The organism is Adlercreutzia shanghongiae (assembly GCF_035830635.1).
Classification (GTDB): domain Bacteria; phylum Actinomycetota; class Coriobacteriia; order Coriobacteriales; family Eggerthellaceae; genus Adlercreutzia; species Adlercreutzia shanghongiae.
On the sequence record NZ_JAYMFI010000003.1, the window covers coordinates 157,948 to 173,371 of the forward strand.

General features: G+C 60.9%; 8 protein-coding genes. 7 read left to right on the forward strand and 1 reads right to left on the reverse strand.

All coding sequences use genetic code 11. From position 1 onward, the window contains the following. Positions 1-73: 73 nt before the first annotated feature. The 6 genes from VJ923_RS02735 (at position 74) to VJ923_RS02760 (ending at position 13,606) form a co-directional block, all read left to right on the forward strand. On the forward strand, positions 74-7,774 hold the full coding sequence (locus VJ923_RS02735; protein ID WP_326438286.1) for an MBG domain-containing protein: 7,701 nt from the start codon (positions 74-76) through the stop codon (positions 7,772-7,774). Between the two features lie 63 nt (positions 7,775-7,837). Then, complete coding sequence (locus VJ923_RS02740) at positions 7,838-8,332, forward strand: hypothetical protein (protein ID WP_326438288.1); 495 nt, start codon at positions 7,838-7,840, stop codon at positions 8,330-8,332. A 237-nt stretch (positions 8,333-8,569) separates the two neighbouring features. Next, positions 8,570-9,334, forward strand: coding sequence for an Rpn family recombination-promoting nuclease/putative transposase (locus VJ923_RS02745; RefSeq protein ID WP_326438290.1), 765 nt, complete (start codon positions 8,570-8,572; stop codon positions 9,332-9,334). Positions 9,335-9,769: 435 nt separating this feature from the next. Beyond that, positions 9,770-10,711, forward strand: coding sequence for an ORF6N domain-containing protein (locus VJ923_RS02750; RefSeq protein ID WP_326438292.1), 942 nt, complete (start codon positions 9,770-9,772; stop codon positions 10,709-10,711). Positions 10,712-11,061: 350 nt separating this feature from the next. After that, positions 11,062-11,976, forward strand: a complete 915-nt coding sequence (locus VJ923_RS02755) for an Rpn family recombination-promoting nuclease/putative transposase (protein WP_326438294.1) — start codon at positions 11,062-11,064, stop codon at positions 11,974-11,976. 160 nt (positions 11,977-12,136) lie between these two features. After that, positions 12,137-13,606, forward strand: coding sequence for a hypothetical protein (locus VJ923_RS02760; protein ID WP_326438296.1), 1,470 nt, complete (start codon positions 12,137-12,139; stop codon positions 13,604-13,606). On the opposite strand, the gene VJ923_RS02765 is transcribed toward VJ923_RS02760, so the two are convergent. Further along, positions 13,603-14,301: a TraX family protein gene (locus VJ923_RS02765; RefSeq protein WP_326438298.1), complete on the reverse strand. Its 699-nt coding sequence runs from the start codon at positions 14,299-14,301 to the stop codon at positions 13,603-13,605. The genes VJ923_RS02760 and VJ923_RS02765 overlap by 4 nt on opposite strands. Before the next feature lie 250 nt (positions 14,302-14,551). Between VJ923_RS02765 and VJ923_RS02770 the strand changes: the two genes are divergently transcribed. Further along, a complete protein-coding gene (locus VJ923_RS02770; RefSeq protein ID WP_326438300.1) occupies positions 14,552-15,250 on the forward strand; it encodes a CPBP family intramembrane glutamic endopeptidase in 699 nt (232 codons plus the stop codon). Positions 15,251-15,424: the final 174 nt, after the last annotated feature.

The following is a 15,424-nucleotide window of genomic DNA, read 5'->3' on the forward strand; positions in this document are numbered from 1 at the left end:
ATATCCGGCTGGCGAGCAGACGGTATTTAAAGAGTCGTAGAAGCAAACGTAGTAGAGAAAGAAGGTGTGGGGTATGCGGACCATCGCGCGATTCATGGACGCGAGAAACACCGCCGAGGGCAAATTCCTATCGGTAATGCTGTCGGTGCTTTTGGTGTTCTCGTTCCTGAACGTGACCATGTTCACGGACTACGCCAACGCCGTCGACGAGGAGACCACCGTCGAGGAGACCCTCGGCATGGAAGTCGACGATGCGGATGAGGCGGAGACCGATGAGGAGGTCGTCGAGCCTGAGACCGACGAGCCCGAGCCTGCTTCCGTAGAGGAGCCGGCCGAACCCGAGCAAGCCGCAGAGGAGGTGACCGAGACCCCCGCCGAGGATGAGGCTCCTGCTGGGGAAGAGACTCCTGCGACCGAGGCCGCCGAGGAGGACTCCCCCGAGGCATTCGAGGGCTACGCCCATGTTGGCAGCATCGTCGTGAAGGTGACTGCCGACGCTGGAGTCGTCCCCGCAGGCACGGAAGTGAACGCCAAGCGCGTCAACTCCGCCGCCGTGAAGGAGGCCGTTGAAGAGGCCGTGGCCGAAGAGGGCAAGTCCCTCGACGACTACGAGGCCATCGATGTGACCCTCGTGAAGGACGGCCAGGAAATTCAGCCCGACGGCAAGGTGAACGTCTGCTTCTTTGATGCCAACCTCGAGGGCGAGGACATCTCCGTCTACCACGTGAGCGACAACGCCGCCACCGTGACCGAGGTCGCCACCCGCCAGGCCGAGGCCGACGTCCAGTCCTTCGACGTCGAGCACTTCTCTATCTATGTGGTGGCCGCGACGGAGAAGATGCCCGTCACCTACAAGTTCTATGTGGAAGGTGAGCTCGTCGATACCCAGAAGATCAAGGGGAGCGAAACGCTTGTAGCCCCGGCGGCCCCCTCAAAGGACGGCTTCAAGTTCGCCGGATGGACGTTCAAGGATGGCAACGTTCTCGATCTCGCTGCCCCCTATATGCCCGTTAATGCGGGCACGACCGAGGAGCCCACGGTAGAGGTTTACGCAGCTTTCGAGGAGATTCGCTACGTCTACTTCATGGATCTGCAGGGCAAGAACGTCCTGTGGACCGAGTCGGGCACTGAGAGCGAAGTCGTCAACACGACCGCCGCCACGGCGACGGCCAAGGCTTTCATCCAGTCATCAACCCAGGGCTTCGCCGGGTGGTTCATCGATCGCGAGTGCACGGTTGCCCTCGCCGAGGGCGCCAAGTTCAGCGGTTCCGAGCCCATGAAGGTCTACCCGAAGGTGGCCGATGGCTGCTGGGTGACCTTCGACAGCGCCGGCGGCACGGCCGTCGACCCCTTCTTCGTTGTGGCTGGGGGAGATCAGGCGGGCTACGCCGAGGCCTCCTTCAAGACCGCGCGCCCGGGCTACGACTTCGCAGGTTGGTACAACGGCGACACCCGCGAGACGTTCGAAAGCCTGCCGATGGAGTCTATGACCCTTACGGCTCGCTGGACGCCAAAGACCAACGTGAACTATACCGTCCAGTACTGGATCGAGAACGCCGACGATGATGGCTACACATACGTCGACAGTGAAACGAAGACCGGCACCGCTGGCGCGGGTATCGGTTCTCTGAACGGTAACCAGCTGGTGAGCTCTTTGAACAGTAAGCTTCCGAACCAAGGTGACAGGAACCAGTTCACATATTACGCAGCTAAGACGCAAAGCGAGAACGCTGGCGTTACCATTGCGGGCGATGGCTCCACTATTTTCAACATCTACTTCGAGCGCAAGACATATGATCTCAAGTTTGTAAAAAAAGGCGTGTTGTGGAACAGTGGCACCGTTTATTACAACGAAAAAGTAAAATATGATGCTGATTTGGCAAGAATATGGGAGCAGGTGCGAAAGCAGCAGCCGTCTTCTAGCTGGACTTCAAGTTTGACTAACAAACAGTATGTCTATCTCGCAAAGATGCCTTCTGCCAAGCTGACTTTGACATACTATAGTTCAGCGACTCAACACCCTTTCTATCATTATTTAGAATCTATTGATGGAGAGGTGCCCGCTGGGGCTGAGACATTGAAGTCTGGGGGAAAGGTTTATTACCTCGCGGATACGTTTTACTATGACGGGAAAGTATACCTCACATACGACGAGGATTATTTCGATAGAACAGGATTCACCCAGGCTGTAACAGCGAACCGCTTCAATAAGCCTTATGCATATGATAATCCTCCGCTATTGTATTACCGTAACTCGTATACTCTTCAATTCAGTAATGGCGTGAAGATTGTAAGCACCAAGACGGTTCCTTACGAAAAGCCCCTCTCCTCTTACCTGAAGGGATTCTATAATCCCGAGAAGCCTGAAGGTATGAGCGACTACGTGTTCGATGGCTGGCATCTTGATCCTGCTTGCACGGACGCGGTAGCCGAAGATGCCACGATGCCCGCGACAAACTTCATCGCCTACGCCAAGTGGAAGGCCCCCGAGGTCAAGGCGACCGTCTTTGTAAACGCCGATGCCACTGACACGGTTGCCATTGCGGCCGAGTACAACAAACCGCTGAGCGACGAGGCCGTCGCTAAGATGAACGCCGCCGCGGAAAAAAACACCCCTGCGGGTAAGGTGTTCGCCGGCTGGGTGTACGACAACGGCGCCCCGTTCAATACCAGCACCGTCATCACCAAAGACATCTCCATTCGCCCGCTGTACGTCTCCAACACGGCGACCGAGGGCGCGACGGTGATTTACAGGCAGACCGACGGCGCCACCGCCTCCGCCACCTCCGACTCCAACCACTATGTCGACGGTGCCTACGCGAAGCTCCTCCCTTGCGCTGATGAGGCTCCTACGGCGGGGCTTCTGTTCCAGGGTTGGAAGATCGGCGACACCCTGTACCAGCCCGGCGACAAGATCCCCATGGGAACCGTCGATGTGGTTGCCGTTGCCGAGTACGGCCTCGCGGCCCCCAAGACCGCGCTGACCTTCGACGATAATCAGGGCAATAGTGTGGTTTATGAGCAAAATGGAGTCGCGTCGATCGCGAACAATGCGACGCTCAACGTCCCCGAGCTCTCTGGGCTCGGGTTCTCCGCTCCCGAAGGCGTCGAATTCATCGGCTGGACCGAGCAGCAACGTCCGACTGCTGAGGCAGTGAGCAATGCCTTCCAGCCTGGTATCAAGATCGGTGTCGACGGTATGGACGGCAACAAGCTCTATGCCCAGTTCGTTCAGCTTGAAGCGATCGGCTATGCTGGCAAGTACGACGGACAGAACCATGACGGCGTGATCGACGCGAAGGTCAAGCTCTTCGGAACGGACTTTGAGCTCGACAAGAACATGTACGATGTCGAGTATAAGACCTCTGATCAGGGCGCGTGGACCAGCGAGATGCCCCAGTTCAAGGATGCCGGTAAGTACACCGTCAATCTTAAGGCAACGGTTCTCGGCCGTGTCGAGCTCGAGCGCACCGTGACCGTCACCATTGAAAAGCGCACCGTGACCATCACGTCCGGTAGCGACGAGAAGGATTACGACGGCAAGCCTCTGACCGAGAACAGCTATAAGGTCTCCGATGGCGACGGGTTTGTCGCTGGCGAAGGCATCGAAAAACTCGTCTGCACGGGCTCTCAGACCATTCCCGGCATGAGCGAGAACACCTTCACCTATACTCTTAAGGCCAACACGAATCCAGAGAACTACAACATTACTGATTCCGAGGGTTCTCTTACCGTCAATTCTCTCTCTGACGAGAATAAGCTTAAGGCAACCGTGACGGGTGCCTCCAATACGACTCCCTATATCTACGACGGTAAAACCACTTTTGAAGTAAGCGGCTTTGTGAATGCTGGCTTTGTTCCAGCGTCTGCTCTTCGTCATGGAGGCGAGCCTGCGATTGTCGTGACGTTTGGGGATATGACCTATTATGTGCAGGGCCTTACGTCGTCCGCAAAGAATATGAACGCCGGCTCTTGGCCGACCACTATCTCTGGCAATGAGATCGTCCTCGACTCCGAGGGTAATGATGTGACGGCTCAGTTTAAGGTGACTAAGGTTCCCGGCACCCTGACCGTGATCGAGCGGACCATCGTCCCCGGCGAGGACCCCGACGCGCCCGGCTACGTCGGCGTCGCCATCGACTCCCCGGAGAACGTCGTCTACGACGGCCAGCCCCATCAGTGGGCCCCGACCGTGACCATGAAGGATGCCGAGGGCAAGGTGTCCGAGCTCGCCGAGGGCTCCGACTACACCGTCTCCTACGACAAGAGCGACTTCACCAACGTCACCGGCGCGATCACGGTCTCCATCACCGGCCAGGGCAACTACACCGGCACCGTGACCCGCACCTACGAGGTCACGCCGGCCGAGCTCAGAGTCTCGACGGCCTCGGCCAGCAAGGTCTACGACGGCACCGCCCTCACCAAGAAGGACGAGTCGAGAATCGACGGCCTCGTTGACGGGGAGACCGCCGCCCTCAACGTCACCGGCTCCCAGACCGAGGTCGGCGGCGCCGCGGGCAACAACTCCTACGTGATCGAGTGGGGCACCGCCAAGGAGTCCAACTACAAGGTGGTCGAGTCCAAGTGCGGCACCCTGACCGTCACCGAGTACGCTGACGAGGTCGTGGTTGCCGCTGTCGGCGGTGAGTACGTCTACGACGGCCAGGAGCACGCGGCTTCCGCCTTCGTGTCCGAGCTTCCCGAGGGATACACCCTCGTTGAGGCGGTGACCACCGCCTCGGCCAAGGACGTCACTCCCGCTGAAGGGGTCAAGGCCGAGGTCACGACGCTCAAGATCGAAAACGCTGCAGGTGAGGACGTCACCGACAAGCTGAGCATTCGTAAGGTCTCCGGGTCCATCGTGATTACCCCGGCCGAGCTCAAGGTCTCGACGGCCTCGGCCAGCAAGGTCTACGACGGCATCGCCCTCACCAAGAAGGACGGGTGGAGCATCGACGGCCTCGTGGAGGGGGAGACCGCCGCCCTCGACGTCACCGGCTCCCAGACCGAGGTCGGCGGCGCCGCGGGCAACAACTCCTACGTGATCGAGTGGGACACCGCCAAGGCGTCCAACTACAAGGTGGTCGAGTCCATGTGCGGCACCCTGACGGTGACCGAGCGGGCCATCGTCCCCGGCGAGGACCCCGACGCGCCCGGCTACGTCGGCGTCGCCATCGACTCCCCGGAGAACGTCGTCTACGACGGCCAGCCCCATCAGTGGGCCCCGATCGTGACCATGAAGGATGCCGAGGGCAAGGTGTCCGTCCTCCGCGAGGGCACCGACTACGACGTCTCCTACAGCACCGGGGACTTCACCAACGTTACCGGGCAGATCACCGTGACCATCAAGGGCAAGGGCAACTACACCGGAGAGGTGAAGCGCACCTACAAAATCACCCCGGCTCCGCTGACCGTTAGCGCTTCCAAGACTGTCGGGTACAACGGCTCCGAGCAGACGTTGACTGTCGGCCAGGACGAAGCGGCCACAATCGAGGTCAAGGGCCTGGTTGAGGCCGACAAGGACGCGGCCGTCACTGTTTCCAGCGCCGAGGTCAAGGGCGTGGACGTCGGAACCTACCCGCAGGCTCATGGCCCGATCGAGGGCGCGCAGGTCACCATCGTGAAGGACAGCAAGGACCTGTCCGCGAACTACAGTGCCGCCGTGTACGGCTCGCTGACCATCACCGCCAAGGACCTGCCCGCGCCACAGCCCGAGCCCGACCCGGAGAACCCCGGCGAGCAGCTCGGCCTCGATGCCGACAGCCCGATCTCGCTGGTCTACAACGGCGAGAAGCAGAAGTGGGAGCCCGTCGTCAAGGACGGCGAGAAGGAGCTCGAAGAAGGTCTGCACTACACGGTTGAGTACAAGTACGTCAATTCTCCCGAAAGCGTTGACTTCACGAACGTTGTAGACGTCATCGAGGTATCCATCGAGGGCATCGGCAACTACTCCACTGGCACTCAGACGATTAAGCGCTACTACCAGATCACCGCCCGCCCCGCGAGGGTCGCAGCCGGTGACTGGTCCATGACCTACGGCGACCTGTTCAGCCTGGCCAGGGGTGACATCTCCGCCGAGGCGTTCGACGCCGAGGGTGGCCGCGGCTTCGTGGCCGGCGAGGAACCGAAGGGCTTGACCGCCGAGTCCAATCCCGCCCCCGCCCCCGACCTCGCCGCGCAGAAATACCCCGGCGCCGTCTCCGTCGCCGGATGGGAGGCAATCGACAAGGCCAACCCGAACTACGACATCCAGTTCGTCCCCGCCGACCTGACCGTCTCCGCCAAGGCCCTGCCCGAGCCGGAGCCCGAGCCCGACCCGGAGAACCCCGGCGAGCAGCTCGGCCTCGACGCCGACAGCCCGATCTCGCTGGTCTACAACGGCGAGGAGCAGAAGTGGGAGCCCGTCGTCAAGGACGGCGAGAAGGAGCTCGTCGCGGGCACCGACTACGAGGTCGCCTACTCCAAGGACGACCTCACCAACGTGACCGGCGACATCGTGGTAACCATCACCGGCAAGGGCAACTACGCCGGCACCGTGGAGCGCCACTACCAGATCACCCCGGCCCCGCTGACAATCTCCGCCGTGGCCAATGGCAAGGTATACGGGGAGGAGGATCCCACCTTTGACTGGAGTAAGACTGGTTTGATTGGTGAGGACCCGATTGGTGCCGTTTCCGTGATCCGCTCCAACGCCTCTGTGAACGAGGCCGGCCTCTACGAGGGCGTACTTGTTCCCAATGTGGCCTGGGTTGATCGCAACCCGAACTACGAGTATACGTTCGTTCCCGCCGACTTCCGTATTCTCTCCTCTACCGAGAACGACGTGATCATTCCCGGCATCAACGACGTTGCGGCCAACAGCATCGTGAAGACCTACGACGGTCAGGTGCTGACTTTGACGGCGACAGCCGCTCGCGAGAACTCCACCGTCGAGTACTCCGTCGACGGCGGCGCGTGGACGTCCCAGCTGCCGACGTTCCTAAACGCCGGCAGCTACGAGGTCTCTGTCCGCGCGACCAACCCGAACTACGAGACGGTTGAGAAGGTCGTGACCGTGGTCATCAACCGCGCGTCCGTGACCGTGGCTGCCGTCGCTGCTGGCAAGGTGGCCGGCACGGCCGATCCGGCGCTGGCCGCTACGGTTAGCGGTCTGGTGAACGGCGAGACCGCCGGCCTTATCCGCTACACGATTTCTCGTGCTGCGGGCGAGCTTGTTGGCTCTTACCAGATCGTGCCGACGGGTCTCACAATCCAGGGCAACTACACGGTGACTTACGTGCCTGCGACGCTCACGATTTCGGCTGCGCCTGTCGTGCCGCCGGCGGTGATTCCGGTAATTCCGCCGGCGACCCCGACTCCGGCGACTCCGACCCCTGCGACCCCCGCCGCTCCGGCTGGTCCGGCTACGGTGGTGACCGCTGCCGCTCCGGCCCCGGCTGCCGCTCCGGCCGCTCCTGCGGCCACGGCTCCCGAGGCTGAGGAGATTGTCGATGACGCGACCCCGCAGGCTGCCACGCCGACGGTTGAGCTCACCGCCGCTGAGCCCGAGCAGATTGAGGACGAGGGAACCCCGATGGGCGCCTTCGACGAGCCGCACTGCTGGGTGCACTGGGTGATGCTGTTCGGCATCCTCATCACCGCCGTGTACGGCATCGTTGTTGCCCGTCGTCGCCTCGGCCTGACCGATGAGATCGATGACATGGAAAAGCAGGTCCTCGGCATCGAGGATGCTGAGGCCGAGACCGTGGCCGTTGCCGGTCACCAGGCCCTGTAAGCAAAGCCGCGAGGGGGCGGCCGACAGATCCGCCCCCTTCCTCACTTGAAAGGAGTGACTGAGATGAGAAAGAGCAACTGGATCGTCACGGCAATCGCGGCTGTCGCTGCGGGCGTGCTGCTGTGGATGTGGTTCGCGCTCGGCTTCAACCATGTGGACGATCCGCTGGATTTGGTCGTGGCCGTCGCGTGGTGGCTCGTGGTGGCCGCCGTCGTGGCGGGCATCGCGTGGGCCGAGAGCAAGCGCCGCGAGAAGATGCGCCTGGCCTTCGTGGGCGAGGGCGTCGTGTACAACCCCGAGGCCGGGCTCGTGATGCCCGACGCGGGCGAGACGGAGCTGGGCGCGCTCGAGCGCACGCTGGCGGGCATGGCCTTCCCCGACGAGGTGGCCGCCCTCGACGAACGCGTGCGCCCGTCGTTCCGCTGGGTGGTGCGCTCCCGCAAGTTCGACCGCAACGGCGAGGTGTGGGAGGGCGAGGTGCTCCCCGCCCACGACCCTGACGCCGAGCCCAAGCCCTTCGCGTCCCGCGAGGACCTGGCAGCCCTTCTGGCCGCCTAGGGCCGAGACGCCAAACGGGCCTTCTGCGCCCGCGACATAGCCAATTGCCCGGACGGGCCGCGCAGACGCGCGGCCCGTCCCTTTTTCCGGTGACTACGGCTTGCTGGAGGTTCGTTTGAGTCAATCAAGCGACGTCCTTGAGGCACGGGGGAGGCGCGAAGCGGGACTTCCCGCCGTCATTTCTGCGGTTGTGGTGGGCTAGGCTCAACCTCAAGACCGAGCGAGAAGGAGGAAGCGATGGCTAAGGGAAGGCTCAAGTTCACGAACCGGTGGATGTTCAACAGGGTCATGTGCGAGGAGGACGTCTGCAGGGAAGTGCTTCGCGCGGTGACCGGCATAGAGGCGGGCGAGATCGTGTACCTCAACGCCGAGCAGTGCTACGAGCCCGCCGCGGCCGAGAAGGGCGTGCGCATGGACGTCGTCGCCAAAGAGGATGGGCGGGTCTACGACATAGAGATGCAGGTTGACCGCGAGCCCTCCATGGGGAGGCGCCTTCGCTACTACCAAGCGGCGATGGACATCGCCTCTCTAGAGAAGGGCCACGCTTACAGTAAGCTGCCCGAGAGCTTCATAGTGTTCTTCTGCATGTATGACCCGTTCGGTATGGGACTCCCGGTATACTCAATCGAGCGTATGTGCGTCGAAGCTAAGGAGATGCGCGTCGGCGATGGCTCGCATTGGACCGCGCTTAACGCCAGGGCGTGGGTCGAGGCCGGTGGCGCTGTTGGCGAGATGCTAGAATACGTGGGAACCGGCAAGGCGACCGGGCCGTTGACGGAGCGCATTGACTGGCTCGTCGCGGAGTTCAACAAGGACAAGAAGTGGGTGGGCCGCGTGCACACGTTGGAGCAGGAAATGGAGATGCAAGTCTCGGAGGCCGAAGCCGCTTTCGGACGGCTCATTGTGCTTCTCTTGGACGCCGGGCGTGTCGAGGACGCACGCCGTGCGGCAACGGATGCGGGCTACCGCGAGGAGCTTATGCGCGAGCTAGGTCGGGAGTGAGGGGGCGAGGTGCTCCCCGCCCACGACCCTGACGCCGAGTCGCGCCCCTTCGCCTCCCGCGAGGACCTGGCAGCCCTCCTGGCCGCCTAGGGCCGAGGCGCCAAACGGGCCTTCCGCGCCCGCGACATAGCCAACCCGGAGGAGGGCGGCGCTCTGACGAGCTCCGCCCTCCTCGCATGAATTCATGAAAAGACTCGGAACTGCGACGGGCACTCCCGCCCCACACCAATGCCTGACCTGTCGGGCGGTTGTCTCGCGCGGGAGGTTTGCGGGAGGTTCGCTTGGGCCAATCGAGCGACATCTGTGAGACGCAGGGGAGGTGCGAAACGAGACTTCCCGCCGTCATTTCTGCGACTCTGCGCTGCTATGTTTCCGATTGTCTTTCGGTAAAAGCAGGATAGGGGTCTCACGAACTGAACTGAACGGCAGGACGATATGAATGATTTTGTGGAGCTTGCGGGCGTGAAGGTAGAGTTGAGGTCGTTAATCTACACGGTGCGTGGACAGCAGGTGATGCTCGATCGAGATCTCGCGGCTTTGTACGGAGTGGAGACGAAGGCATTCAATCAAGCCGTGAAAAGAAACGAGGGAAGATTTCCCTCGAGGTTCAGGTTCAGGTTGACTGCCAGCGAGGTCGAGAACTTGAGGTCACAAATTGTGACCTCAAGTTGGGGCGGGACGCGGTACCTGCCCTATGCGTTTACCGAGCAAGGGGTCGCCATGCTCTCAGCCGTTCTCCGCAGCGACAGGGCCATTGAGGTTAGCATCGGCATAATGGACGCCTTTGTAGAGATGCGGCGGTCGATTATGCGCAGCGCCGGCCTGTCGCAGCGCATGTCAGCACTAGAAGGGCGACAGCTTGAGCATGAGCGCGTGTCAGATGAGAGATTTGAGAAGATATTCGGCTACCTTGAGGCTAGTGCTGTGCCGACACAGCGCATCTTCTATGAGGGAGAAACGTTCGACGCCTTCGTTCTGCTTTCGAGCATCGTAAGAAAAGCGGAGGAAGAGATCGTTCTCGTAGACGGCTACATTGATGCCGCCACGCTGAATGTGCTCGCGAAGAAAAAAGAGAACGTGCGATGCGCCGTGGTGACATACCCCGGGCGCGGGTTTGCCAAGGAGGACTTAGCCGCTTTCGAATGGCAGCACGGTCCCTTGGCGGTTGCAGAGAGCCGCTCCTTCCACGACAGATTTCTCGTATTGGATGGAAGGGAGGCATATCATGTCGGCGCCTCGCTCAAGGACGCGGGCAAACGGGCTTTCGCTCTGAGTAGGCTGGAGGACCCTGCGATGGTGGCAAATCTTGTTGCTCGCATAGAGGGCTTGTTCGACGATCCTGAGAGAAAGAAGACCCCGTCATGCCGCCCGTTTTGAGAACGCTCGCCGCGCAGCGACCGATGTGGATTATTACGAGTAGCTCCTACGAGCGCCGGCGCAGAGCTAAGCTCCCAGCGTCTCCTTTTTCAGACCAGTATCGCTATCTGCTGGGATGTTCCGGCGGAAACGCTTCTTGTGCAGACAGTTCCAGCGTGCACGGACGTTGCGCCAATGCCTAACCTTTCAGGCGATTGTCTCGCGCGGGAGGTTTGCGGGAGGCGCGTTTGAGGCAATCAAGCGATGTCTTTGCGGTTCGGGGGAGGCGTAAGGCGGGACTTCCCGCCGTCGTTTCTGCGACTCGGATGGCGCAGATTGGTCTCGTCTATCCGAGAGAGAAAGAGACGGCCATGGAGATAAGAGACCTTCTGTTCAGCGAACATCCAATGTTCGATCGCGTCATGGAAGAACGAACCGATTTGTGCCAGCGCTTGTTGGAGACGGTTCTCGGCATGCCCATCGCAAAAGTGAGCAACGTAGTTGCCGAGCGAACCCTGCAGCCGCGAATCGGCGCCCATGGTGTGCGACTCGATGTGATGGCTCGCACGTCAGGTGCGGTTTACGATGTCGAGATGCAGACTTACTCTCGCGAGGGTCTCGGAAAGCGCATGCGCTACTACCAGGGCGCGATGGATACCGCGATGCTGACGCCGGGGGTCTCCTACGACAACCTCCCGAATAGCTTCATCATATTCATTTGCCTACAAGACGAGTTCGGCGCCGGATTGCCCGTGTACACATTCGATATGCGTTGCGAAGAGAATGACGGTGTCGAGCTAGGTCACGGGTTCATTTGGTCGGTCTTGAACGTTTCTGCTTGGGAGAAGTTGCCCGCCGGGCAGCTTCGTGGTTTACTTCGGTACATAGCAACCGATGATGCCGGCGACGACGGACTTGCGGCTGATATTGCTGTTGCGGTTGCAGCGGCCAATGCCGACGGATTGTGGAAGGAAGGAGCTCTCGCCATGTTGACCATAGAAGAAGATATGCGCGCCCAAGGGCGTCTTTTGCAAAAGGCCGGATGGGAAAAAGGCCTAGCAGAGGGGAGAGCTGCCGGAATGGCAGAGGGAAGAGCTGTCGGAATGGCCGAAGGGAAAGCCGAAGGGAGAGCCGAGGGGAGAGCCGAGGGGAGAGCCGAGGGCCTCGCTGAGGCCGGTGCGCTCATAGCGTCTCTCATGGATGCCGGCCGTTTCGAGGACGCTCGCCGCGCAGCGACCGATGCGGATTATCGAGAGGAACTCCTTCGAGGTTTGGGCCAAAGCTAGTTCTTTTGCGAAAATAGGCGAGAACCTGGGAATTTCTCTATGAGGATTCCTGTAATAATTGCCCCGAATGGTCGCTAGTCGGCTGATAACTTCGCCAGCGTTTGGTAAACTACAATAATCTTTATCGAGAGGTTAAACGGGAAGGAAACGGGTGATGGTCATGGCAGGCATCACACGGTTTACCAATACGCAAAAGAGCCTTTTTGCCAAAGCAGTTGCCGCCGTTGTGACGGTGCTTCTTGCTGCATCCTTTTTGAACCTGGCTACGCTTTCGAGCGCTGCCTTGGCGGATGAGACGCAGGCTGGCCAGCCTGAGGCCATCGAGCAGCCGACTATGGAAGCGCCCGAGGATCCCGAGGTAGGCGCCAACGTGTTCGTGTACCTGAAGCTTGAGGGTAAAGCTCTTGAGGCGGCAAACGCAAGCGGCCTGGGAGTCAACAAAGACGGTTGGTTCACGGTCGGCGTCATTGCTTTGGACGGATTAGAGAAGGCCAATCTCCTTGCTCAAGGGGCCTGCGAGGATGTCGCGCTGTATCAAGACGGCATCGCTGCGGCGCTGAAAAACATTGCGTATTATCCAGGGGCAGAGATTCTGAGCCTGAGTGCGGCAGAGTGGACGACCCTTAAGGTAGACAGCGGAGCTTCCAGCTATGACGTCAAGGGCAATGCATGGCACCTGGACGGTGCTCTGTCCGATCAGTTGGTGAGCTTTGAGATTCGCTATATCGATGCCGACGGAAACGCTCTTGAGGTGGGCGACGTCGATGTGGAAGGCGGCAAGATGGGCACACGGACCATCCTCGCTGCCCTTGGCTCTCAGATGGCGGCAGCTGATCAGGTCGTCGACATTGAAGGCTATGTCTATTCCGAAAGCCTTACCGAAAAGCAGAACGGCGGCCTGTCGGTTGAGGTAACGGGGGCGCCCATTGCGCGGTCTGCGGCAGCGGGCATGACGCTGGTGTACGAGAAGGTGGCCGCCTCTCCCAATCCCACTCCCGATGATGAGGGCAATGGCGATGATCCCATGGTTGTGCCCGACGTTCCTGGCAATGGTGAGCAGGGCGAAGGCCCCGGCGTGGGTGAGGCCGGCGAGGGCGGCGCTGCGAAGCCGACCCCTCCTTCCGGCAGCAAACCGAGTGCGCCGAACGTCAACTTCACCATGCCGAAGAACCCGCAGCGCTCTCAGGGCTCGGCGCAGGGCAACGCCGCCGCGACCGCGCCGCGTGATGGCTTTGCCGCCGGTGAACGCACGACGGTTTCCCCTTCGAAGGTCTCCGAGGCAATCCCGGAGTCTCGCGCCCTGGTGGCCGAGCCGATGATGGCCGCAGCCGCCGAGCCCTTCGTGGTGGGAGAGGTTGCCATTGCCGATGACGCTACGCCCATGGTAGCTCGCTCGTCGGCCGTCATTCCCGAAGAAGAGGTACCCTTGGGCGCTTTCGACGCTCCGGTTGATCCGGCCCCATGGGTTGCCGGGTTGGGCGCAATCGGTACCGCTTTGTGGGGCGTGGTGGCAGTTCGCCGCCGCCTGGTCATGGCCCAGAAGCTCGCAGCGTTCGAGGGTCAGGTGCTCGGCAACGTTGCTCCCGAAGCCGATGCGTCCGTCGCGCCGAACGCGCAGCAGACGTTCTAGACAATCTGCGTCAGCGCCCACAGCACCATGAGGTGCGCGGGGTAATACACGTAGAAGAACCATTTCATCGGCCGGCCTCGCCGGCCGTTGTAGTTCAGCATGAGCACCGTGGCCAAACCGAACCCAATGGTGTAGTAGCCCAGCACACCCAGGCTCAGCGGCGTTGTCTCGGAGATCACCCACGAAAGCGCCGGCAGTCCAAAGGCGAGCAGCGGGACAAGCATCGCCAGCGCCACGCCACGCGGACGGTCATGCAGGTGCCAGAACAGCAGAATCATCACTGGCCCAATAACTCCCCAGTCGCACAAGCTGCTGACCACGAGCCCCGCGAGCATCGCCAGCGCGCACAGCGCGCGGCTTCTCATGCGGTCAAGCGCCCACAGCATCCCCAAACCTATGAGCAGGGTGATAAGCACATTGCCCGTTGCGCCGAACAGCAGCGAATAGGGTACTTGAGAGATGGCCGCGAACACGCCGAGCCGTTCGGCATAGCGCAGCACGCTAGATGTGTGTCGATAGCCCTCGCACAGCAGATACGCCATGATGGGAAAGGTGAGGCCGCCCAAGGCATACAGCGCCACCATCGCCCCGCCGGGCAGCGCGCCGCCGAATACGTTCGCCACGTGATTGCACGTCATGCCCACGATGGCCGCTACCTTTAAGATGAATGCGGAGGCAGAAGGCAAACGATCCACGGGAATCCTTTCGCAGGGGACAGGCGGCAGGGCAGGCAGGTGGTCCCGGCGGCGCTTTGGTCTTTGCTCGGGCGGGCGCCACCCACGTCGTTATCGGCATCGACGTTCGAGCGGGCAGCCTCGACGCACCGGCACCAAAATAGTCGCGCGGGCGCGCGGTATGGTCCCGGCGGCACCGACATCGCTCATCCGCACCGCCTTCGACGAGAACCTATGGCGCGTGTGAGCGTACCTATTATAATGATGGCCCATGGGAAACGCCAAAATCATACCTGCCGGCTTCGGCTTGCCTCTTGTGCTTGCGCTGCTGGCTGCAGTGGCGGGCGGCGCGGGCCAAGAGTTGGTAGAAGGTGGCTCAGCGGCTTGGGATTTCAGCCGCCTGGGCGAGCTTCTGGCCGCCGCTTTAGAGGCGGGGTTTGTCGAGGAGATACTCTTCCGTGGGGTTCTGCTGTGGAGCTGCCTGTCTTGGGCGCGATCCTTTTCCCAGCGGGAAGCCTCATGCGCCCTTTTCCGGAATCCGGCCCGCTTTGCAATGGTAGCTAGCTCCCTGGTGTTCGGCCTCTTCCATCTTCTTCCCGACGGACCTCTTCTGCAATCAGGCGCCGATGTCGGCATAGCGGCTGTTCAGGCGCTGCTGAAGGTTGCGCAGTCGACGTTTTTCGGTCTGGTTATGGCCATGCTCGTGCTGCGCAGCCCCTTCGACAGATTGCCCCAGCCGCGCCGTTCCTTTGCGCTGGCAGTGCCCATTGCCTTCCATAGCCTCTTTGATTTGCTGTATTGGGGACCGCTTATGCTGTCGGGCAGCGCTCTCCCTTCAACCTATCTGACAGGAGATGCCGCCGAGCTCATTCCCCTTGTCGCGGTGACGACGCTGCTCGGATTGGCGGCTCTGCTGGCAGGGAGAAGACTTGTTCCGTCCAGCAAAGTTTTGTCCGGTTTTTCGTCTTGAAAAAGGCCATTGTTTGCACTTTTGAAATGGGGGAGAAACAGCGAGTCTGCTCCTTGAAAGTTGAGTTAATTAATAAGCATTTCGCTGATCAGGGAAAACTTTCATATGGGGCTTACCTCGATGCGAGGTAGCTTGCTCCGAAGGCTGAAAAAGTGCTTTTGTGATTTGGGCAAC

What these genes read in the sequence shown, in the direction of transcription:
- VJ923_RS02735 (WP_326438286.1), top strand. Translation starts at nt 74, where the DNA reads ATGCGGACCATCGCGCGATTCATGGACGCGAGAAACACCGCCGAGGGC.
- VJ923_RS02740 (WP_326438288.1), top strand. Translation starts at nt 7,838, where the DNA reads ATGAGAAAGAGCAACTGGATCGTCACGGCAATCGCGGCTGTCGCTGCG.
- VJ923_RS02745 (WP_326438290.1), top strand. Translation starts at nt 8,570, where the DNA reads ATGGCTAAGGGAAGGCTCAAGTTCACGAACCGGTGGATGTTCAACAGG.
- VJ923_RS02750 (WP_326438292.1), top strand. Translation starts at nt 9,770, where the DNA reads ATGAATGATTTTGTGGAGCTTGCGGGCGTGAAGGTAGAGTTGAGGTCG.
- VJ923_RS02755 (WP_326438294.1), top strand. Translation starts at nt 11,062, where the DNA reads ATGGAGATAAGAGACCTTCTGTTCAGCGAACATCCAATGTTCGATCGC.
- VJ923_RS02760 (WP_326438296.1), top strand. Translation starts at nt 12,137, where the DNA reads ATGGCAGGCATCACACGGTTTACCAATACGCAAAAGAGCCTTTTTGCC.
- VJ923_RS02770 (WP_326438300.1), top strand. Translation starts at nt 14,552, where the DNA reads ATGGGAAACGCCAAAATCATACCTGCCGGCTTCGGCTTGCCTCTTGTG.